The sequence below is a fragment of the Ligilactobacillus sp. WC1T17 genome (assembly GCA_900110005.1).
GTDB classification, from domain to species: domain Bacteria; phylum Bacillota; class Bacilli; order Lactobacillales; family Lactobacillaceae; genus Ligilactobacillus; species Ligilactobacillus ruminis_A.
This window is the reverse complement of sequence record FOCC01000006.1, coordinates 57,964-79,157: the sequence shown is the minus strand read 5'-3', so window position 1 is coordinate 79,157 and position 21,194 is coordinate 57,964. Positions and strand designations below refer to the sequence as shown.

The 21,194-nt window shown below is 38.7% G+C and carries 26 protein-coding genes and 1 riboswitch; of the genes, 25 read left to right on the top strand and 1 reads right to left on the bottom strand.

Annotated features, from left to right (window positions below; all coding sequences use genetic code 11):
* From ftsY to BMX26_RS05040, 15 genes are all read left to right on the top strand, one after another.
* On the top strand, positions 1-1,239 hold the full coding sequence (gene ftsY, locus BMX26_RS05110; RefSeq protein ID WP_075530387.1) for a signal recognition particle-docking protein FtsY: 1,239 nt from the start codon (positions 1-3) through the stop codon (positions 1,237-1,239).
* 9 nt (positions 1,240-1,248) lie between these two features.
* Positions 1,249-1,587, top strand: a complete 339-nt coding sequence (locus BMX26_RS05105; RefSeq protein WP_075530386.1) for a putative DNA-binding protein — start codon at positions 1,249-1,251, stop codon at positions 1,585-1,587.
* A gap of 16 nt (positions 1,588-1,603) precedes the next feature.
* Positions 1,604-3,037 (top strand): signal recognition particle protein, encoded by a 1,434-nt coding sequence (ffh, locus tag BMX26_RS05100; RefSeq protein ID WP_075530385.1) that lies wholly within the window; start codon positions 1,604-1,606, stop codon positions 3,035-3,037.
* 141 nt (positions 3,038-3,178) lie between these two features.
* Entirely contained in the window at positions 3,179-3,454 is a 276-nt protein-coding gene (rpsP, locus tag BMX26_RS05095) for a 30S ribosomal protein S16 (RefSeq protein WP_075530384.1), read from the top strand.
* An 11-nt stretch (positions 3,455-3,465) separates the two neighbouring features.
* Positions 3,466-3,714 (top strand): KH domain-containing protein, encoded by a 249-nt coding sequence (locus tag BMX26_RS05090; RefSeq protein ID WP_075530383.1) that lies wholly within the window; start codon positions 3,466-3,468, stop codon positions 3,712-3,714.
* 67 nt (positions 3,715-3,781) lie between these two features.
* Positions 3,782-4,291 (top strand): ribosome maturation factor RimM, encoded by a 510-nt coding sequence (gene rimM, locus BMX26_RS05085; RefSeq protein ID WP_075530382.1) that lies wholly within the window; start codon positions 3,782-3,784, stop codon positions 4,289-4,291.
* Positions 4,291-5,028, top strand: a complete 738-nt coding sequence (trmD, locus tag BMX26_RS05080; protein ID WP_075530381.1) for a tRNA (guanosine(37)-N1)-methyltransferase TrmD — start codon at positions 4,291-4,293, stop codon at positions 5,026-5,028. The genes rimM and trmD overlap by 1 nt, the downstream gene beginning before the upstream one ends.
* A gap of 228 nt (positions 5,029-5,256) precedes the next feature.
* A complete protein-coding gene (locus tag BMX26_RS05075) occupies positions 5,257-6,120 on the top strand; it encodes a S1 RNA-binding domain-containing protein (RefSeq protein WP_075530380.1) in 864 nt (287 codons plus the stop codon).
* 15 nt (positions 6,121-6,135) lie between these two features.
* The gene (locus tag BMX26_RS05070; protein ID WP_075530379.1) at positions 6,136-6,588 is read left to right on the top strand and encodes a Fur family transcriptional regulator; all 453 of its coding nucleotides are present in this window, start codon (positions 6,136-6,138) and stop codon (positions 6,586-6,588) included.
* 10 nt (positions 6,589-6,598) lie between these two features.
* Positions 6,599-7,492 carry a site-specific tyrosine recombinase XerD gene (gene xerD, locus BMX26_RS05065; RefSeq protein WP_075530378.1) on the top strand — a complete coding sequence of 298 codons (894 nt, stop codon included), beginning with the start codon at positions 6,599-6,601 and terminating at the stop codon, positions 7,490-7,492.
* A 66-nt stretch (positions 7,493-7,558) separates the two neighbouring features.
* Positions 7,559-7,924 carry a GNAT family N-acetyltransferase gene (locus BMX26_RS05060; protein ID WP_075530377.1) on the top strand — a complete coding sequence of 122 codons (366 nt, stop codon included), beginning with the start codon at positions 7,559-7,561 and terminating at the stop codon, positions 7,922-7,924.
* The gene (locus BMX26_RS05055) at positions 7,917-8,684 is read left to right on the top strand and encodes a segregation and condensation protein A (RefSeq protein WP_075530376.1); all 768 of its coding nucleotides are present in this window, start codon (positions 7,917-7,919) and stop codon (positions 8,682-8,684) included. Before BMX26_RS05060 ends, BMX26_RS05055 begins: the two co-directional genes overlap by 8 nt.
* Entirely contained in the window at positions 8,674-9,261 is a 588-nt protein-coding gene (gene scpB / locus BMX26_RS09500) for an SMC-Scp complex subunit ScpB (RefSeq protein WP_075530375.1), read from the top strand. Before BMX26_RS05055 ends, scpB begins: the two co-directional genes overlap by 11 nt.
* A gap of 9 nt (positions 9,262-9,270) precedes the next feature.
* Complete coding sequence (locus BMX26_RS09495; protein WP_075530374.1) at positions 9,271-10,014, top strand: pseudouridine synthase; 744 nt, start codon at positions 9,271-9,273, stop codon at positions 10,012-10,014.
* A gap of 49 nt (positions 10,015-10,063) precedes the next feature.
* Positions 10,064-10,182, top strand: a riboswitch (FMN riboswitch).
* Between the two features lie 102 nt (positions 10,183-10,284).
* Positions 10,285-10,860, top strand: a complete 576-nt coding sequence (locus BMX26_RS05040; RefSeq protein ID WP_075530373.1) for an ECF transporter S component — start codon at positions 10,285-10,287, stop codon at positions 10,858-10,860.
* Between the two features lie 63 nt (positions 10,861-10,923).
* On the opposite strand, the gene BMX26_RS05035 is transcribed toward BMX26_RS05040, so the two are convergent.
* Positions 10,924-12,483: an Nramp family divalent metal transporter gene (locus BMX26_RS05035; RefSeq protein ID WP_412771402.1), complete on the bottom strand. Its 1,560-nt coding sequence runs from the start codon at positions 12,481-12,483 to the stop codon at positions 10,924-10,926.
* 180 nt (positions 12,484-12,663) lie between these two features.
* Here BMX26_RS05035 and BMX26_RS05030 point away from each other — a divergent pair, with 180 nt between their 5' ends.
* The 10 genes from BMX26_RS05030 (at position 12,664) to BMX26_RS04985 (ending at position 21,163) form a co-directional block, all read left to right on the top strand.
* A complete protein-coding gene (locus tag BMX26_RS05030) occupies positions 12,664-13,707 on the top strand; it encodes a helix-turn-helix domain-containing protein (protein WP_075530371.1) in 1,044 nt (347 codons plus the stop codon).
* The gene (locus tag BMX26_RS05025; protein WP_075530370.1) at positions 13,691-15,130 is read left to right on the top strand and encodes a RecQ family ATP-dependent DNA helicase; all 1,440 of its coding nucleotides are present in this window, start codon (positions 13,691-13,693) and stop codon (positions 15,128-15,130) included. Before BMX26_RS05030 ends, BMX26_RS05025 begins: the two co-directional genes overlap by 17 nt.
* A gap of 75 nt (positions 15,131-15,205) precedes the next feature.
* Positions 15,206-15,778, top strand: coding sequence for an SAG1386/EF1546 family surface-associated protein (locus tag BMX26_RS05020; protein ID WP_075530369.1), 573 nt, complete (start codon positions 15,206-15,208; stop codon positions 15,776-15,778).
* Positions 15,779-15,792: 14 nt separating this feature from the next.
* Positions 15,793-16,461: a (d)CMP kinase gene (cmk, locus tag BMX26_RS05015; protein WP_075530368.1), complete on the top strand. Its 669-nt coding sequence runs from the start codon at positions 15,793-15,795 to the stop codon at positions 16,459-16,461.
* 76 nt (positions 16,462-16,537) lie between these two features.
* Entirely contained in the window at positions 16,538-17,731 is a 1,194-nt protein-coding gene (gene rpsA, locus BMX26_RS05010; protein ID WP_075530367.1) for a 30S ribosomal protein S1, read from the top strand.
* Positions 17,732-17,833: 102 nt separating this feature from the next.
* Complete coding sequence (der, locus tag BMX26_RS05005) at positions 17,834-19,144, top strand: ribosome biogenesis GTPase Der (protein ID WP_075530366.1); 1,311 nt, start codon at positions 17,834-17,836, stop codon at positions 19,142-19,144.
* Positions 19,145-19,301: 157 nt separating this feature from the next.
* On the top strand, positions 19,302-19,577 hold the full coding sequence (locus BMX26_RS05000) for an HU family DNA-binding protein (protein ID WP_075530365.1): 276 nt from the start codon (positions 19,302-19,304) through the stop codon (positions 19,575-19,577).
* 128 nt (positions 19,578-19,705) lie between these two features.
* On the top strand, positions 19,706-20,137 hold the full coding sequence (locus tag BMX26_RS04995) for a hypothetical protein (protein ID WP_075530364.1): 432 nt from the start codon (positions 19,706-19,708) through the stop codon (positions 20,135-20,137).
* 108 nt (positions 20,138-20,245) lie between these two features.
* Positions 20,246-20,749, top strand: a complete 504-nt coding sequence (locus tag BMX26_RS04990) for an HD domain-containing protein (RefSeq protein ID WP_075530363.1) — start codon at positions 20,246-20,248, stop codon at positions 20,747-20,749.
* Positions 20,750-20,806: 57 nt separating this feature from the next.
* Positions 20,807-21,163, top strand: a complete 357-nt coding sequence (locus BMX26_RS04985; protein ID WP_075530362.1) for a winged helix-turn-helix transcriptional regulator — start codon at positions 20,807-20,809, stop codon at positions 21,161-21,163.
* Positions 21,164-21,194 lie beyond the last annotated feature (31 nt).

The window sequence follows — 21,194 nt, the reverse complement described above, 5'->3', positions numbered from 1 at the left end:
ATGGGTTTTTTTGATCGTTTAAAAAAAGCTTTTACAGGTGAAAGCAACGAAGAAAAAGCTATTGATGAAGAAACATTATCAGCTCAAGAGCAAACAGAACCTGCTCAAGAATCTACAGCTGATACAGTTGAAACAGCTGACAAGCAAGTAGCTGAGACAAATGACAGTCAAGCAGTTGCTAAGCAAGCACTTGCAACAGCTGACAAAGCAGATGGGGACACTGTTGAGATAAGCGAGAAAGCTGAAAAAGCATCCGCAAAAGTTGAAAGTAAAGCCGAAGCCAAGCCGGCTCCAGCTAAAAAAGAGAGCGAAGCAGCCCGCTATGATAGGGGCTTGGCTAAATCACGCAAAGGATTTGGTGCTAAAATAAATGCTTTATTAGCTAATTTTAGAAGTGTTGACGAAGATTTCTTTGATGATTTGGAAGAAACTTTAATTGAATCAGATGTCGGCTATGAAACCGCGATGAAAATTAGTGATGAATTGCGGGATGAAGTTAAATTGCGCAATGCTAAGAAAAAAGCTGATGTTTCCAATGCCATCATTGAACGCTTGGTTGACTTGTATGAAGAAGAAGGCAAGACCGAAGATAATTCGCTGCATTTTGCAGCTGAAGGCCTGACAGTCTTTTTATTTGTTGGTGTTAACGGAGTTGGTAAAACTACTACCATCGGCAAGTTAGCCCACCGCTACCACGAAGAAGGCAAAAAGGTCTTATTGGCAGCCGGGGATACTTTTCGGGCTGGAGCCATTGAACAATTGGCTGAATGGGCGCGTCGTGTAGACGTTGATATTGTTACTAAACCGGAAAAGAGTGATCCAGCAGCCGTAGTTTATGATGCGGTAGTTAAGGCTAAAAAAGAAAATTACGATATTTTATTGGTTGATACAGCCGGACGGTTGCAAAATAAAGTCAACTTGATGAAGGAACTAGATAAAATTAAGCGGGTGATTACCCGTGAACTTCCTGAAGCTCCTCAAGAAGTTCTCTTAGCGCTTGATGCCAGCACAGGGCAAAATGCCTTGACGCAGGCTAAGCAATTTAAAGAAGTTACTGATGTAACGGGGATTATTTTAACAAAACTTGACGGGACAGCTCGTGGCGGGATTGTGTTAGCAATCAGAAGTGAACTGCACCTGCCGGTTAAATTGGTTGGTTTAGGCGAACAGATGGATGATTTGCGCGACTTTGATCCGCAAGAATATGTGGTAGGCTTATTTAAGGGCTTAGTAAATTAGGGTGATCTGGTGGCAATTGAAAAAACGAATCGTATTAATGCTCTTTTTGACTTTTATGAACCCCTGCTGACTGAAAAACAGATGACATATATTGCTTTATATTACCGGGATGATTATTCTTTAGGTGAAATTGCTGAAAATTATGCTGTTTCTAGACAAGCGGTATATGATAATATTAAGCGGACTGAAAAAATTCTTGAGGAATATGAAGCTAAATTGGGGTTATATCAGCAATTTGAGCAGCAGAGCGCAAAAACCGATGAAATTTTGCAATATGTCAAAAAAAAGTATCCTAATGACAATGATTTGCTCAATTTAATTCAGAATCTCGAAAATATGGAAGAATGAAAGTTGGTGGCTATTAATGGCATTTGAAGGTTTAACCGAACGCTTGCAAGGCGCAATTAGTAAATTAAGGCGCAAGGGCAAGATTAGTGAATCCGACGTCAAGGAAGTTATGCGTGAAATCCGTTTAGCTTTGCTTGAAGCCGATGTTAATTTTAAAGTTGTAAAAGATTTTGTCAAAGAAGTCAGAACAAGGGCTGTTGGAGCTGAAGTACTTGAAAGTTTAACTCCGGCTCAGCAAATTGTTAAAATTGTCAATGAAGAATTAATCAAAGTGATGGGCGAAAGCGCCGTGCCTTTGAATAAATCAGCCAAAATTCCTACAATTATTATGATGGTTGGATTGCAGGGGGCTGGTAAAACAACCACAGCCGGCAAACTGGCTTATAAGCTCAAAAAAGAAGCAAATGCTCGACCTTTATTGATTGCAGCCGATGTTTACCGGCCAGCTGCCGTTGATCAGTTGGTAACCGTGGGTAAATCAATCGATGTACCCGTCTTTGAACGGGGCGTAGACATGAATCCGGTTGAAATTGTGCGGCAAGGGATGGAAGTTGCGCGTGAACAAAAAAATGATTATGTCATCATCGATACTGCCGGCCGTTTACAAATTGATGAAAAATTAATGGATGAATTAGCGCAAATCAAGGCGTTAGTTTCACCGGATGAAATTTTACTGACAGTCGATTCGATGACAGGTCAAAATGCGGTGGAAGTAGCTGAAGGCTTTAACAGCAAGCTTGATGTTACTGGGGTTGTTTTGACTAAATTAGATGGCGATACCCGTGGTGGGGCTGCTTTGTCAATCAGGGCGGTAACAGGTAAGCCAATTAAATTTATTGGGCAAGGCGAAAAGATGACCGCCTTGGATGTCTTTTATCCAGACCGGATGGCTTCGCGTATTTTAGGTATGGGTGATATGCTGACTTTGATTGAAAAAGCTCAGCAAGACTTTGATCAAAAGAAGGCTGAAGAATTGGCCGATAAGATGCGGGAAAATACCTTTGACTTTAACGATTTTGTTGACCAATTAGTGCAAGTTCAAAATATGGGTCCGTTAGAAGACATTATGAAGATGATTCCAGGGATGGCTTCTAATCCGGCTTTGAAGAATATTAAAGTTGACCCTAAAGATATCGAACATACTAAAGCTATTGTTTATTCAATGACACCGCAGGAACGTGAAGATCCTGACCTGTTAAATCCTAGTCGTAGGCGGCGGATTGCAGCCGGTTCCGGTCGTCCTATCCAAGAAGTCAACCGCATGATTAAGCAATTTAAGCAAATGCGCGACATGATGCAAAAATTAACTAATGGTAATTTAGGCGGCATGGAGCAGATGTTTGGCGGCGGTATTTCCGGCAAATTGGCCAAAATGTCGATGAATCGCATGGTCAAAAAGAACAAAAAGAAGAAGCGCGCCAAAATTAAAAAACAAAGACGGCGTAAATAATCAGATTTAAAACGTTGATATATCAGCCTTTTAAAGCTAATTTGCAAAAAAAAAGCCCCTGTCAAGAAATTTTACTTTACACGGAGCGAAAATACTGGTATATTAGTAAACGTTGAGAAGATAACTAGGAGGTGTAAATGCATGTCAGTTAAAATTCGTTTAAAGCGTATGGGTTCTAAGAAGCGTCCATTTTACCGTATCGTTGTTGCTGATTCACGTTCACCACGTGATGGCCGTTTCATCGAAACAGTTGGCACATACAACCCATTGACAGAACCAGAACAAGTAACACTTAAAGAAGAAGCAATCATGAACTGGTTGGGTAATGGTGCTCAACCTTCAGATACAGTTCGTAACATTCTTTCTAAGCAAGGTGTTATGAAGAAGTTCCACGAAGCTAAGTTTTCAAAGAAGTAAGGTAGATTAAGATGACAGAAGCAGATGTGAAGCAATTAATTGTTACCATTGTAGAACCACTAGTTGCTAAGCCTGAGGCAATCAAAATTGAGACAAATCAGGATGCACATTTTCTGAATTTTAATTTAGCAGTTGCGCCGGAAGATGTTGGGCGTGTAATTGGAAAACATGGTCGGGTTGCTCAGGCAATCAGAACCATTGTGTATAGCGTTCGTGTTGACGACTCTCTTCGAGTTCGTTTAAATATCGTAGACGATTAATAGAACCTTTGGTGAATTTGTTTTCATCAGAGGTTTTTTTATAAGCAAACCTATTGAGGAAGAGATTATGGATTATTATCAAGTTGGAAAAATTGTTAATACGCATGGAATCAAGGGCGAAGTCCGGGTTTTATCTTCAAGTGATTTTACCGATGAACGCTTTAAAGCGGGAAATACCCTTTATTTATTTGATAAAGGCACTTTAAAGCAAGAAGTTGTCGTGAAAATTCACCGCAAGCATAAACAGTTTGACCTGTTAACATTTGAAGGTTTAGAAGATATTAATGCGGTTGAAAAATTTAAAGGTTATGATCTCAAGATTTCGCAAGCACAACAAGCAGAACTTGAAGAAGGATCATATTATTATCATCAAATTATTGGTCTTAAAGTAGTCACTTTAGAAGGAGCAGAAGTTGGAACTATTTCAGAAATTTTAGCTCCTGGCGCCAATGATGTTTGGGTTGTTAAACAAGGCCAAAAAGAAATTCTTTTGCCAGTAATTGATGATGTGATTAAAAAAGTTGATTTAGCTAAGGGCGAAGTAATCATTGATTTATTGGAAGGATTGGCTGACTAATGAAAATTGATATTTTAAGTTTATTTCCGGAAATGTTTACGGGCCCTTTAACGCAGTCGATTGTCGGCAAAGCGCAAGAAAAGGGCATTTTAGATATTAAAGTTACCGATTTTCGTGATTATACCACTAATAAGCAGCACCATGTCGATGATACACCTTATGGTGGTGGGGCTGGGATGCTGCTGCAGGCCCAGCCGATTTTTGATGCTTTAGATGCTGTTGAGACTGAAAATAATGGGTTAGGTAAGGTGATTTTGCTGGATCCGGCCGGTGAAAAATTTAATCAAAAGGTTGCTGAACGTTTGGCTCAAGAAGATCATTTGACCTTTATTTGTGGACACTATGAAGGCTATGACGAGCGGATCCGTACACGGGTGACTGATGAGATTTCGTTGGGTGATTTTGTTTTAACTGGTGGCGAATTGGGTGCGATGGTGGTTATTGATGCTACTGTACGCTTGTTGCCGGATGTATTGGGCAATTCGCAGTCAGCTGTGGGCGATTCTTTTTCAACAGGATTATTAGAATACCCGCAGTATACCCGTCCAGCTGATTTTAGAGGATTAAAGGTGCCGGAAGTATTAACCAGCGGTAACCACCAAAAAATTGCTGAGTGGCGCCATAAAGAATCATTACGGCGGACTTATTTACGGCGGCCGGATATGTTAGAAAACTATCCTTTGACAAAGCAGGAAGCAAAATGGCTGAGGGAATTTAAAACCAAAACAGCAGAATAATGACAGAGTGCTGCAATGATAAAAATGTTTTTTGTCTTTGAAGCACTTTTTTATTTAACATATTTTTTTATAGCATAAAAAGCATGTTAAAAGCACATATGAATAGTTTGTTAAAAATAATAAAGAAATAATGTATTTCAGACTACTTTGACTGAAAAAAAGATGATTTTGGACCGATATAAAAGTCGGTGGATGTTAGTTTGGGTACATTCATAGGAGGATTAACTGTTGCTTAAAGATATAATCGGCAGAAATATTACGGCCATGGTGACCGATGAAAATGATAAATATATTTTTGCACAAAAAGATGGCTTAACTTTTAGACTGTTAAAAAGTGAATTGCTTAAAATGCCTAAGATGGGAGCGATGATTACCGCTTTTGCTTATGAAAATGAGCATCATGAGTTGCAATTAACTAAAACGGAGCCCAAAGTGGGTTTTGACCGATATGCTTTTGGTACAGTTAAAAAAGTACAGCGTGACTTGGGTGTATTTGTTGATGTGGGCTTAAAAAACAAAGATATTGTGGTTTCTTTAGACGAGCTGCCGGAAATAATGGAATTATGGCCTAAACCTAATGATCGGCTGATGATAGCTTTGAAAGTTGACCAAAAGGGACGGCTTTGGGGTACTTTAGCGACAACGGAAATGCTTAAAGCTGTCAGTGTAGCCGGCCATCAGCGGATGCAAAATAAAGATGTTACTGCGACGGTTTTTCGGTTAAAATTAGCTGGAACCTATGTCTTAACGTCTGATTATCACTTAGGCTTCATTCATCCTTCTGAAAGAGATGTGGAACCACGCTTGGGGCAAGTGGTTAAGGCACGTGTCATTGGCGTGCGTGATGACGGCTGGCTTAATTTGTCGCTTAATCCGCGCGGATATGAAGTCATTGACGACGATGCTCAAATGCTAAAAATTGCGCTTGAGCATGCTGACGGGCGCTTGCCTTTAACAGATAAGAGTACGCCTGATGAGATTAAAGCTTATTTTGGTATCAGTAAGGCAGCATTTAAACGGGCCGTTGGGCATTTATTGAAGGCTGGTTTAGTTAAACAAGAAGCTGGTTTTTTAATTTTATTAAAGAAGTAAATTAGGGGTATTGCGATGAGTGAGTTGGAAAGTATTGAAGCAAGTTTGCGCAAAGCAGGTTTTAAATTAACACCACAAAGACGTGCAACAGTTGAATTGCTCTTAAAGTATCAAACTCAGCATTTAACCGCAGAAGAGATTTATGCACTACTTAAACAAAATCATCCTAACGTAGGTCTAGCTACGGTTTATCGGACTTTAGATATGTTAACGGATGTTCAAGTAGTCAATAAGATTATTTTTGAAGACGGCATGGTGCGTTTTGATTTAAAAACGCAAGATCATGGCCATTTTCACCACCATTTAATTTGCAATATTTGTGGGCGTGTTCAGGAAATACATGAAGATTTATTGGTAGATATTGAAAAAGAAATCAAGCAAAAATATCGCTTTGAAGTGGCTGATCATAGGTTAACCTTTTTAGGTATTTGTGATCGATGTCGGCAAAAAAGGATTGATAAGAATTGAGGGTGAAATAATGGATCTTTCACAATTATTGGATGACTATCTTCATTATTTAAAAGCTGAACGCGGCTTGTCTGATAATACGATAGCTAGTTACGGGTTAGATTTACAGCATTTTATTTTATATTTGCAGCAAAATCAGCTCGAGTCACTTGCTAAAATTAATAAACAGGTTATTTTAGATTATTTGGGCCAGTTAACCAAGGAAGGCAAAGCTAATGCGTCAATTATCCGCTGTGTCACCAGTTTGCGGAAATTTTTCCAATTTTTACGGCAGGAACAGCTGATTGAAAATGATCCGATGACGCTTATTGAAACACCTAAAAGCGAAAAACATTTGCCAGAGGTTTTATCGGTTGAAGAAGTCGAGCGCTTGTTGGTTACCCCTGATACCAGCCAAACCTTGGGGTTGAGAAATCGGGCTATTTTGGAACTGATGTATGCTACAGGTCTAAGAGTTTCTGAAGTAATAAATTTAAAATTAGAAGATTTACACTTAGATGTTGGGATTATCAGAGCTATGGGCAAGGGCAAAAAGGAACGGATTATTCCAATTGGTGATCAGGCGATTAAGTGGATTAGCGCTTATTTAGATAATTCACGGCCGATTTTATGCAAAAATAAACGTAGTCCTTATTTATTTGTTAATTTCCATGGTGAAAGACTCACACGGCAAGGAATTTGGAAGAATTTAAAAAATGAAGTCAAAAAAGCCGGAATTAAAAAGAATGTAACTCCGCACACTTTGCGGCATTCTTTTGCGACGCATATTTTGGAAAATGGGGCTGATTTGCGGATTGTACAGGAACTTTTAGGCCATGCAGATATTTCTACAACCCAGCTATACACCCATATTTCCAAAAAGCGTTTGTCCAAGATTTATAATCAGGCTCATCCACATGCGTAGTTTGTTTTAGTCGTTTAATTGTGATAAAGTAATCTATAAGATTAATCGTTTTTACGGGAGGATAAAATGCTTTATAAGTACAAAAACGACTATGAAAAAATAGCCATGGGTCTGCTCTCATTTATTCCTGATTTAAAGGAAATTTCACATCTTAAAGCATGTTTAGCGGGATATCAAACAGATGATGACCGCTACTTGTACTTATGGAAAAATGATACAGGTGATTTTATCGGTATCGTGGGGATTGAAAGAGATACTGATAGTCATCTATTGATGGTAAGGCATATTGCGGTAACACCTGCCGAACGTGGACATGGTGTTACCTTTTTAATGCTGGATGCCTTGCGCCAATTATATCCTGATGATGAATTTATGGGTAGCATGGATACGGCTTTTCTTTTGGCACGGTGGGAGGAAAGAGAAAATGGCTGATGAATCACTGGATATGCGCCATTTAACTTTCAAACTGCCGACTTTTGAAGGACCGCTTGATTTATTGTTACATTTGATTCGTAAGAATGAAATGGATATTTATGATATTAAAATGTCAGAAATTACTTCCCAGTATATCGCTTACCTGCACCAAATGCAGGAGTTAGAATTAGATATTGCTGGGGAGTATTTGCTTATAGCGGCGATGCTGATTAATATTAAAAGTAAAATGCTGCTGCCAACCCATCAAGAAGATGATTTTAATGAAAATACCGAATTAGAAGATCCACGCGAAGAGTTGGTGATGCAACTGATTTTGCACCAAACCTATCAAAAAGCAGCTGAGAATTTGCGGACTTTAGCTGATGAGCGTTCACTCAAATATATGCGCGAACCGCAAGAACCGTCTAAAGAAGCCTTAAAACTTCACTTAGATGAGCAAGGTCAGGATGTTAAATTGTTAGAGAAGGCTTTTGCCCGTCTGCTTTTGAAGCGAAAAGCAAAAACGACGCCGCAAAGGCGAGTTAGTCCTGAAAAATATCGTTTAAATGAAATATTGCCACAATTAAAAACGAGGATAGCAGCGGCTAAAGAGCCCATTTTATTTGAAGATTTGTTTGCTCAAAAGGCTGACGTCGAATTAATTGTGACAACTTTTATGGCTATGCTTGAGTTAATGAAGCAAAATGAATTGCGGGTTATGCAGGCGCAGAATTTTGGTGCGATTTTGATTACAGGTGGTGAAAAAAATGCTGTCTAATCAGGCGAAAATTGAAAGTTTGCTCTTTGTCAGCGGAGCAGACGGCATTTCCGCAACCCAGTTAGCCCAATTGACTGGCTTATTGAAACCAGCGGTATATGCCCAAATTAATAAATTAAACGAAAAATATCAGGCAGATCATGCCTGCAGTGTTGAAATTATTGAAGCTAATGAACGTTTTAGGCTGGTCACCAAAAAGAGTTTTGCGCCGCTGCTGAAAGAGTATTTTGCAGCACCGGCCACGACTGAAATTTCAGGGGCCAGTTTGGAAACGTTAGCTATCGTTGCGTATAAGCAGCCTGTTACGAGATTGCAAATTGAAGAAATTCGTGGGGTCCAGTCAGGTGGAGTCATTCAAAAGCTGCTTTTGTTGGAATTGATTAGTGAGGCTGGCAGATTAGATGCACCGGGACGACCTATTTTATATCAAACAACTGACACTTTTCTAGATTATTTTGGACTAAATTCTTTAAAAGAGTTGCCGCCTTTGCCGCAAGATGACGCAGAAGCGACAGATCAAAGCGACAATTTCATGGAATTATTTAGTCAAACGCTCGGACAGACAACAGAAGAATAGAGGAAGAAAATGGCTGAAGTCAGATTACAAAAAGCAATGGCAGATGCAGGTGTTGCATCACGTCGTGCTAGTGAAAAATTAATTTTAGAAGGACATGTGAAGGTCAACGGCCGCGTCGTTAAGGAACTCGGGACTAAGGTTAGCAATGATGATGCTATCGAAGTTGACGGCAGTCTTTTAGAACGGGAAAGCAAGGTTTATTTCTTATTTTATAAACCACGTGGCGTTATCAGTGCGGCAAAAGATGATAAGGGGCGTAAAGTGGTAACCGACTACTTTAAAGATATTGCGCGCCGGGTATATCCGATTGGGCGGCTTGATTATGATACCTCAGGAATTATTTTGGTAACGAATGATGGCCAATTAGCCAACCTTTTAATGCATCCGCGCTATAAGGTGAATAAAACATATGTAGCGAAGGTAGAAGGCTTAGTGCAAAATGATGACTTAAAGCATTTGCGCAAGGGTGTGAAAATGAAGGACGGTCACTTCAGTGCTAGAGCCAAGGCCCAAATTATTTCGAGTGATCGTGCTAAAAACAGCTCAATTGTTTCACTGACAATTCATGAAGGCCGCAACCATCAAGTTAAGAATATGTTTGAGGCCATTGGACATCCGGTTAAGAAGTTAAAAAGGGAAAGTTATGATTTTTTGACCTTAGACGGGTTAGTTTCAGGCCAATTTAGAGAATTGAGCCGCGATGAAGTTAAAATGCTTTATGAACATGCACGGCAGAATGCTAAGCGTAAATAGTTGACAGGACTTCTTTTTAGTGTTAAATTATCTATAAATAAAATATTATGTTAATCTTCAGGGCAGGGTGTAAATCCCGACCGGCGGTTAAAGTCCGCGACTCTCATTAGAGACCGAATCGGTGTAATTCCGGTACCGACAGTATAGTCTGGATGAAAGAAGATAGAGCTTTTTTATGTATGTAAATAAACATAAGACTCTGTGGCCTTGAGGTTGCAGAGTCTTTTTTGGCTTTATTATGTTTTGAGGTTAACAGAGGAGGAATTTTATATGTACAACAAATCTGTTCGGCGCGGAGCTGTTATTGCTTGTTTAGCAGCTATCTCTTACCTGTTAATGTTCTTTTCATTTGTAATTATTCCCATTGTTCCCTTTATGAAATTAGATTTTTCTGATTTGCCTATTTTATTGGGATTATTTGTTTTGGGACCTTTTGGTGGCTTAGAAATTGCTTTAATTAGATCTATCATTTATTTTGTAGTTTCAGGGGCTAATTTGCCGAATTTAATCGGTGTTTCACTCAGCTTTTTGGCTTCGATGTCCTTGTGTTATCCGTTGTATTTTGTGATGAAGGACAAGGCTTTTCAGTTGAAAAATGTTTTATTAGCTGTTGTTTGCGGAACTGTAACTTTAACTCTAGTGCTTTCTTTGACGAATTATTTCGTGACAATTCCTTTATATATGAACCTTTTAGGGATGAAATTAGGGATGCCTTTAGCTAAGATGGTTTTATACGGAGTTGTTCCCTTTAACCTGATTGAAGGAGCAATTGTCGGTGGGATATTTGCCCTCGTTTATGTACACTTAAGAAACTGGATTAGTGTACAGACAGTAAAATTTAATTAATCAAGTAAAATTAAGATATAAAAAAACTTCCAAACCCATGTTTGGAAGTTTTTTTATCATGAATTAAGCTTGTTTTTGAGCTAATTTTTTATCACCACGGTACAGATCAACAATCGTCCAAATTAAGAGGGCGAGGATTACAACAATTGCAGCGTAAGCAATTCCGTGAGCAGTAGCTAATTGACTAGCGGTTGGGTGATTGCCGTAAAAATCAGCGATTGAAGCGGGCAAGCCTTTCAGGTTCAAGAAAGTCAAGGCGATAACGGAAATCCAACCTAAAGTTTTAGCCCACAATTTGTTAGCGAAACGATCACCCATGGCATTTTTACTATTGGTCATAATGAGTAAAGGCAACATTGAAAATGGCAAAGCCAAAGCTAAGAATACTTGCGAATTATTCATCAAGGTATTTAAGGCTTCGTGCTGTTCAATTTCACTTTGGTTAGCTGTAAATGACACGCAAACTAAAACAGGAACCACAGAAATTAAGCGGGTGATTAAACGACGGGCCCAAAGCGGCATTTTCATATGAACAAAGCCTTCCATGATAACTTGACCGGTTAAAGTAGCGGTAATGGTTGAATTTTGACCTGAAGCTAGTAAGGCAACGGCAAATAAGACCGATAAAACACCTGATTTAGCAACTGAAATTAACAAACCATTGCTTAAAGTGGAAGTGTCAGATAATGCTTGGTATAAACCAAAGAAGGAAGGATCTTTGACGGCACCGGTTTTAAAAACGGCAACCCCCATAATCAACAGCAAGCAGTTAACAAGGAAAGCAGCTGTTAATTGAATGGTTGAGTCCCAAGCTGTAAAGCGAACAGCATTAGCAACTTCGTCTTCATCGTCATGATTGATAGCACGTGTTTGTGAAATCGCCGAGTGCAGGTAAAGGTTGTGTGGCATAACGGTAGCACCGATAATACCTAAAGCCCCTTGAATTGGAGTCATACCGTCAACTTCAGGACTGGAAGCAAATGTCTTAGAGCTTGGAATAAAGCCTTGGAAAACAGCTGCCCAGTCAGGTCTGGATAAAGCCACTTCGTAAATGAAGACAAACAAGATAACTAAGATAAGTGCAACGACGATAGCTTCAATCTTTCTAAAGCCAACTTTGGTTAACAGCAGTAGTAAAAAGACATCCAAAACGGTAATAAAGACGGCATAGATTAAAGGAATGCCGAATAATAAGTAAAGGGCAATCGCAGCCCCGATGACTTCAGCAATATCAGTGGCCATAATTGCAAGTTCTGTTAAAATCCACAGGACAATGCCTAAAGCACGACTTGTACGGGCACGAATCGCTTGTGCCAAATCAAGGCGGGTAACAATACCAAGTTTAGCTGCCATGTATTGGAGCAACATCGCAATCAAACTTGACATCAATATAACTGACATTAAGGTATATTGGAAGTTTTGACCACCTGTGATTGAAGTTGACCAGTTACCAGGATCCATGTAGCCTACCGCCACTAAAGCACCTGGACCTGAATAGGCTAAGAGTGTGCGCCAAAAGCCTTTGCCTTTGGGAACTTTGACCGTACCGTTAATTTCTTCTAAGGAAGGTCCATTGGCATATTGGATTAACTTGCCTTTGTGTTTCGTTTCATTACTCAAAATGAAAACCACCTTTCATAATATTTTGTAAGTACACCCATATTTTACACTATGTTAACTGAAATGGAAAGTATTTTTAGGCATACCTTAGAATTTTATTTTACACTTTCACAAAAAAACGTTTACCAAATGTAATCAAGGGCTTTTTGATGCTATAATATGAAGAATACGGGGGTGAAATTAATGGCTGAAAATTTGGTAATTGCGCGGATTTTGCTGTATTTTGATGAAAAACAAGCGCATCGTACGGCTGTGATTCGGCAGATTTTAGGTAATCATTTGACCATGTCGTCAATGTTTTGGGGAATGTGCTATGGATTACTGACCGAAACCAATACGGATCCTGAATTGGGCCAAAAAGTTGAATTAGTGGCATCTTTAGCACACAAAAAGGGCTGGTTAAAGCAGGTTGCCAAAAATACCTATGTTTTAACCCCAAAAGGTGCTGATATGAAAGCAAGGTATTTAGCTGAACATAAAACTTTGCAAAACCCAGAGCTATTTTCATTTTTTAATTACCGGCGCTTGACGACTTTACTACATTTATGTATTCAGGTTGCTTCTGAAAAAAGTTATCAGCAGGCCAAATATCAGCCCCTTACGCTGAATTATGATATTTTACAGCTTTTTAAACGGTGGTATCAGCAAACCAATGGTCAAGGCTTGGATCATTTGGCTGAGGATTTGGAACAGTTTTTATCCCAAGAAGACACAACTGAAGCGGTGATTTTTGCGCAAAATTTTGCCGGATACCATGAATCAGGCTTTACGACTAGCCAATTAGCGCAAATGCATCAGTTGGATATCAGTGATGTGGCCTTGATTTTACGCGACTTAACCGCACGTTTTATTTTTTTTAGCATTAAACATGATCCAACTTTTGGCACTTTATTTAAAAGCCAATTAGGCGAAGGATTATTGACTAAAAGTGCCCTTAAAAGCTACCAACTCTTTCAAAATGGCTATGATTTACCCAAAGTTGCACAAGTAAGACGGCTTAAATTGTCAACGGTTATTGAACATATTTTAAATTGTGCGATGATTTTAGATGATTTTCCTTATCAAGCCTTTCTTTTAGAAGATGAAATCAAATTAATTGAAAAAGTTTTTCAAGGTCAAAAGACGTTAACGTGGAATTTTCACGCTTTAGCAGATTTTAAGCTTCCTTTTTATAAATATCGCTTAGTACAGATTATGAGGATTAAAATTTATGGTACAGACTATTGATTTAAATGCTGCTTTAATGAAATATTTTGGGTATCAACACTTTAAACCTGGGCAAAAAGAAATTTTAGAAGCTTTATTAGCACAAAAAAATGTTTTGGGTATTTTGCCCACCGGTGTTGGCAAGTCCTTATGTTACCAGTTATATGGCTACCTTGTTAAAAAAACGGTAGTGATCGTGTCGCCTTTAATTTCATTAATGCAAGATCAGGTGGCCAATCTCTATTTAAGGGGCGAAAAAAAGGCGATTGCCTTAAATTCAAATTTAACTTTTGCACAGCGCCGGGAAATTTTGGCAAAGCTTAAATTTTTCCGCTTTATTTATGTTTCGCCTGAATTGCTCAAAAATCCGGCTGTTTTAGCAGCTTTGCAAAAACTTGACTTAGGTTTATTTGTGGTTGATGAAGCCCATTGCATTTCGACGTGGGGACCTGATTTTAGACCAGATTATTTAGATTTAGGCAAAATCAGACAAAGATTAGCTAATCCGCTCACGCTGGCTTTAACCGCTACGGCCACTTTAAAAGTCGAAATGCAAATCAAGCAGATCCTATTTTTTGACGCCCAAACCAAAGTGGTGCGCTTTGCTGTCAACCGGGCTAATATTTTTTTAGATGTTGAAGAAGTAAGTGATGAAGCGCAAAAAAACGCGCGCCTCTTGGAATTGACAACTAATTTACAGGGTCCAGGACTGATTTATTTTTCGAGCAAAAAAAAAGCTGAAGAAATAAATCAGCTTATTTTACAAAAAAGTGATCTTAAGTCGGCCGTTTATCATGCAGGAATGGCCAATGAGGATCGTTTTGCTGTTTTAGAGCAATTTTTACGCGATGAATTAGATATCATCTGTGCAACCAGTGCTTTTGGAATGGGAATCAATAAGCAAAATATTCGTTATATTATTCATTACCACCTGCCAAGCAGTTTGGAAGATTATGTGCAAGAATATGGACGCTGTAGTCGTGATGGTCAAAAAGGAGCGGCTATTATTTTATATCAGGATAGTGATTTGGATTTGCAAAAATATTTGCTGGAAAAAACTTTTCCCAAGTTACAAGAAATTACTTATTTTTTTAAACAAAATAAGGTGTTGCGGCAAATTTTGCAGGAAAATCCGCCGTTTGACCTGTTGGCAAGATACCAACAGCTGGGTTTTACTCAAGCACAGGTTGAAAGGTTGATAAAAGAACGTCTGGTAGAGCGCAAACAAGCTTTAGATGAGATAAAAAGTTACCTTGGGTCGAATTGCTTAAGAAAAAAAATTGCCCAATATTTTGGCGACCAGTTGCCAGAACAAGCAAATTGCTGCAGTCCGCAAAATGAGACCGTATCTTTATCACAATTGGGGCAAAAAAAAGTTGCTTTGGCCAAGCGGGCAACTTTTGAAGATTATCAATCCGTTTTAAAAAAATTATTCAATCAATAATTATGAATTTTTCCTATTCATGATTGAAATAATTATGCTATCATATTTATTGATACTGGTCGAGGAGGTTTAATTATGAAAAGCCAAGATGGTGGACACGAAAAAAAGCCTTGGGAAAATAAATTTGAAGATGAAACCGATGAAAATGGTGTATATTCACGACGGGCAGCGAAGCAAAGAAGCCAGCATGATAAAAGAAGTTCAGCTATTTTATTAATTGTCTTTTTCGTTATTATTGTTGGTACGATTATCGGTTATTTTGTGTCAGTAGCACGATCTAATCAGCCTACTAATAATGATGATCAAATAGAAGTTGTTTCATCTAGCTCAGAAAAAAAGAATTATTCGGTGAAATCGTCTAAGAAGAAAACATCAGCTAAAACAGCAAGTTCTAGTTCGACAAGTTCTAGTTCGACAAGTTCAAGCAGTACCCAAACGAGTCAAAGTGATTCTAGCAGTTCAGTTTCATCTAGTTCAAGCTCAAGTTCAAGTTCATCTAGTGGACAATATGTAACCGTTGCTAGTGGGCAGGGGTTATATCGGGTGGCAGTTAATAATGGTTTGACAGTTGACCAATTGCTAGAGCTTAATCCGGGTTTATCAGCTAATTCTACGCTGACACCAGGACAACAGATTAGAGTTAAATAATTAGGGGTAGGAAAATGAAATTACAAATTGCTATTGATGGGCCGGCATCTGCTGGTAAAAGTACGGTTGCTAAGCTGGTTGCCAAAAAACTTGGTTATATTTATTGCGATACTGGTGCTATGTATCGGGCGGCTACTTTTTTAGCACGAAAAAACCAAATTGCCTATGATGATGACGCTGCTTTAAAAAAGCTGCTGTCAGAAGCTGAAATTCGCTTCGTGCCGGCTGAACCAGAGCAAAAAGTTTTTGCAAATGAAGTGGATGTTACCAAGACTATCAGAACACCGGAAATTACCAATAACGTTTCTGCTGTTTCAGCACAACCTAGTGTACGTGAAATTTTAACCAAGCGGCAGCGTGAAATTGCTGAAGCTGGCGGAATTGTTATGGATGGACGCGATATTGGCACGACCGTTTTGCCACATGCTCAAGTCAAAATTTTTTTGGTGGCGAGTGTGCATGAAAGAGCAGTAAGACGTTTTAAGGAAAATCAACTCAAAGGGATTGATACACCTTTAGATGTTTTAGAACAAGAAATCGAAGCACGTGATTATAAAGATTCGCACCGTAAGATTTCACCGTTAACCCAAGCCAAAGATGCAGTGCTTGTTGATACAACTTCGCTAAGTATTGACGAAGTTGTTAACAAAATTATGGAAATTGTTGAAAAAGTTCAGAAATAATACGTAAATGCTGGAATTTTTTAAGTAAATCAGTTAAAATGATAAATAGAGTTAGTCGTTAAGGAGGACATGGTCCATGAGTGAATCAGAAAATAAGGATTTATTAGAAGCCTTAAACAGCGTTAAGACTGTTAATGTCGGCGATGTTGTTAAAGGTGAGGTATTAGCATTTGATGATCAAAAGCAAGTTATTGTAGGTATTGAAGGCACTGGTGTTGAAGGTGTTGTACCTGCACGTGAATTAACTGTTAAAGCTGATGATGTTAAAGATGCAATTAAGGTTGGGGACACACTTGACCTCGTTGTTATTTCAAAAATTGGTTCAGATAAGGAAGGCGGCAGCTTCTTGCTGTCACAACGCCGCTTAGCTGCTCGTAAAGTTTGGGACGACATCGAAAAGAAATTTGAAGCAGGTGAAACAATCAAGGCTCCTGTAACACAAGTTGTAAAAGGTGGCTTAGTTGTTGATGCCGGCGTTCGTGGATTCATTCCTGCTTCCATGGTCTCTGATCGTTTTGTTGAAGACCTTAACCAATACAAGGGTCAAGAACTTGAACTTAAAATTGTTGAAATCGAACCAAGTGATAACCGCTTGATTCTTTCACACAAAGAAATCGTTAAGGCTGAACGTGAAGCTAAGAAGCAAGAAGTTCTTGCTAAGCTTGCTGTTGGCGATGTTGTTGAAGGCAAAGTTGCTCGTTTGACAAACTTTGGTGCCTTCATCGACCTTGGTGGTGTTGATGGTTTGGTACACGTTTCTGAAATTTCTTACGAACGTGTTGGCAAGCCTAGCGATGTTTTGAAAGTTGGTCAAGATGTTAAGGTTAAAGTCTTGGCTGTTGATCCTGAAAAAGATCGTATTTCTCTTTCAATCAAGCAAACATTGCCACAACCTTGGGATAACATCAACGAAAAAGTTGCTGAAGGCGACGTTTTGGAAGGTACTGTTAAGCGTTTGACCAGCTTTGGTGCTTTTGTTGAAGTATTCCCTGGTGTTGAAGGTTTGGTACACATTTCCCAAATTTCACACAAGCACATTGCTACACCTAACGAAGTTTTGACTTCTGGTGAAAAGGTTCAAGTTAAAGTTTTGAGTGTCAACGCTGCAGAACATCGTTTGGCTCTTTCTATCAAAGCTTTGCAAGAAAAGCCTGCTACTGAAAAGAAAGAAGAAGTAGCACCTAAAGAAGAAAAAGTAGAAATTCCTGAAGAAGATACTGGCTTTACAATGGCTGATATCATTGGGGATGAACTCAAGAATCAAGACTAATTGATTTTGTGAAGATTCATTTAAACTGGCTCGTTGATTTCTGCGGGTCAGTTTTTTTCGTATTAGTTAAGCTAAAATAAGTTAAGAAAGCGAGGCGTTAAGATGGCTAATCCGATTGTTGCAATTGTGGGCCGGCCAAATGTTGGTAAATCAACGATTTTTAACCGTATTGCCGGCCAAAGAATTTCCATTGTAGAAGATACCCCAGGGGTTACGAGAGACCGTATTTATGCCAAAAGCGAATGGCTGGGACAAAAGTTCAATTTGATTGATACTGGTGGGATTGATATTGGCGATGAACCTTTTGTTACTCAAATAACGGAACAGGCTGAAATTGCGATTGATGAGGCTGATGTAATTGTCTTTGTCACCAGTGCTAAAGAAGGTGTGACGGATGCCGATGAAAAGGTAGCACGTATTTTATATAAAACCGATAAGCCCGTTATTTTAGCGGTTAATAAGGTTGATAATCCTGAAACCCGCAGTGAAATTTATGATTTTTATTCCTTAGGCTTTGGTGATCCGCTTCCTATTTCAGGTACGCATGGGATTGGCACCGGTGATTTATTAGATTTAATCGTCAAGAATTTTCCTGATAAACCTGCTGATGAAGAAGATGATTCCATTAAATTCAGTTTCATTGGCCGACCTAATGTTGGTAAATCTTCTTTGGTCAATGCCATTTTAGGTGAAAATCGCGTGATTGTTTCTAATATTGAGGGGACGACGCGGGATGCTATTGATACCAAATTTACGACTGATGATCAAACCGTTTATACTATGATTGATACGGCCGGTATTCGCAAAAAGGGCAAAGTTTATGAAAACACCGAAAAGTATTCGGTTTTACGTGCTATGCAGGCCATTGACCGTTCTGATGTTGTTTGTGTTGTTTTGAATGCCGAGGAGGGTATTCGCGAACAAGATAAGCATGTGGCTGGATATGCACATGATGCCGGTCGGGCAATTATTATTGTGGTTAATAAATGGGATACTTTGAAAAAAGATACGCATACAATGGCGGAATTTGAAAATTTGATTCGGTCGGAATTCCAATATTTAAGCTATGCCCCAATCGTTTTTGTGTCAGCTAAGACTCATCAGCGTTTAAGTGAACTGCCAAAGCTCATTAAGCGGGTTAATGCTAACCATGAACGGCGGATTTCATCCGCAGTCTTGAATGATGTGGTTATGGATGCCATTGCGCATAATCCAACACCAACCGATAACGGTAAGCGGTTGAAGATTTACTATGCTACTCAAGTAGCGGTTAAACCGCCGACATTTGTCGTTTTTGTTAATGATCCTGATTTGATGCATTTTTCTTATGAAAGATTCCTCGAAAATCAAATTAGAGCTGCATTTGATTTTGAAGGGACACCGCTTCATTTAATTGAGCGCCGGCGTAAATAAATGCGAATAAAAGGTAAAAATTATCTGAAAATCAGTCAAAAACGTTGCTATATTAGGTTTTCTATGCTAAATTAATATTTGAGCAATGAATTGATATGTTATTGCTTCATTTGATAGTTAATATCAAAGTTAACTTCATTATGGAGGTGAAGTATTCATGGCAAATAAAGCACAATTGATCGAAACTGTTGCAGAACAAACAGGTTTGACAAAGAAGGACGCAACTGTTGCAGTTGACGCTGTTTTCGGCTCTATTCAATCTTTCCTTGAAAAAGGCGAAAAAGTGCAATTGATCGGTTTTGGTAACTTTGAAGTACGCGAACGCGCTGCACGCAAGGGCCGCAACCCACAAACAGGTGCTGAAATCCAAATTCCAGCAAGCAAGGTACCAGCATTCAAGCCTGGTAAAGCACTTAAGGATGCAGTTAAATAATTGTATTTGCTGAATTGGTAAAAGAGTCGAGTTTTGCTCGGCTCTTTTTTTAGTATTCTTTAGATTTGATTTGCATTAATTTTTACTTTTCGCTATGATGTTCGTTGGACATGCATAGGAGAGGAAAAATGAGTTTATATGAATTAATTTTAAATAATATATTGTATTACAAAAATGAAAATAAAACAGCTTATGCTGTTAAAATTGCTACCCCTTATTTTGTTTTAAAGGATGAAGCGAATCATTTTAAACCGCAAGTAAAACTAGATAAGCTGCTTTTAGACGTTAAGTATCATGAAGGTAAGTTTACGCGGTTTAATTTAGTATATAAAACAGAACGGATGATGCGGCCATATGTGGTTAATTTATTAGTCCACTATGACTTGATTGAAATTTATAAATATGATTCGCTGGTGGTTAAGGCAAATCAAAGTAATTATAAGCTGAAGGTTGCCTTGCCTGAATGCCGCCAAATCAGCATGGATGAATTAGAAGAGGACTTTGCTATGGAAGGGTTAATCAATCAAAATCTTGATTACGAATTACGTTTGATAAAATAGTTTTTGGAAAAATTAATTTTTTCTTCGTTGATAATTCATGATGTTGGACTATCTTAAACTTAGATAGATGTATCTAATAGGTCACTTGAAAAAGAGGTAATTGGCTGGATGAAAAAAGAAAAATGGCGTAATGATGCAGAGTATATGTGCTATGTCGGTGATTTGCTCGAAAAAGATGAAGTCCAAAAATTGGCCAATTTCACGCAGCACCATTATTCGACACGGTTGGAACATTCTATTTCCGTGTCTTATAATAGCTACAAGCTGGCCAAAAAATTGCATCTGAATGCAAGGGCAACAGCTCGGGCAGGCTTATTACATGATTTGTTTTATTATGATTGGCGGGTAACGAAATTTGATCGCGGTACGCATGCCTGGGTTCATCCGCGAATTGCCTTGCGCAATGCAGAAAAGTTAACCCCATTGACGCCGCGTGAAAAAGATATTATCATTAAACATATGTGGGGTGCAACTATTTGTCCGCCCAAGTATCCTGAAGGGTATATTGTAACTTTGGTTGATAAATATGCGGCTACGGATGAATATGGGCGCCATCTTGGACAACAGATTATGTCTTTAATTAAGAAACGTTTTGCGCAAGAAAAGGCATAAATAATTAAGCTTGGTAAGCTGGGGTGACCCAGCTTACTTTCAGTTAGAGGTGTATTTATGACAGTTGAAACAAAAGCTCAAAGTGGTGATGATTTTTCCCTTTGTCCGAAATTCGAAAAAACATTTGGCATTTTAGGTAAAAAATGGAATGGATTAATCATAGACGTCTTGCTGTTTGCGGGTGTGCAGCGGTTCAGTGACTTGTCCCAAAAGATTCCTGAATGCAGCGATCGGGTTTTAGTAGAACGGTTAAAAGAATTGGTTAAAGAAGGGCTCGTCGTACGGCAAAGTATAGATGGCTCTAAGCATAAAGTAGTATATGAGTTAACTGAACAAGGAAAAGATTTGGCTCCAATTTTTAACGATGTACATGCTTGGGCTGAACGCTGGTTTTCTTTAGAAGATTGCGTATAAGGCTTGACTTAATAGTTATTCAATTTTATAC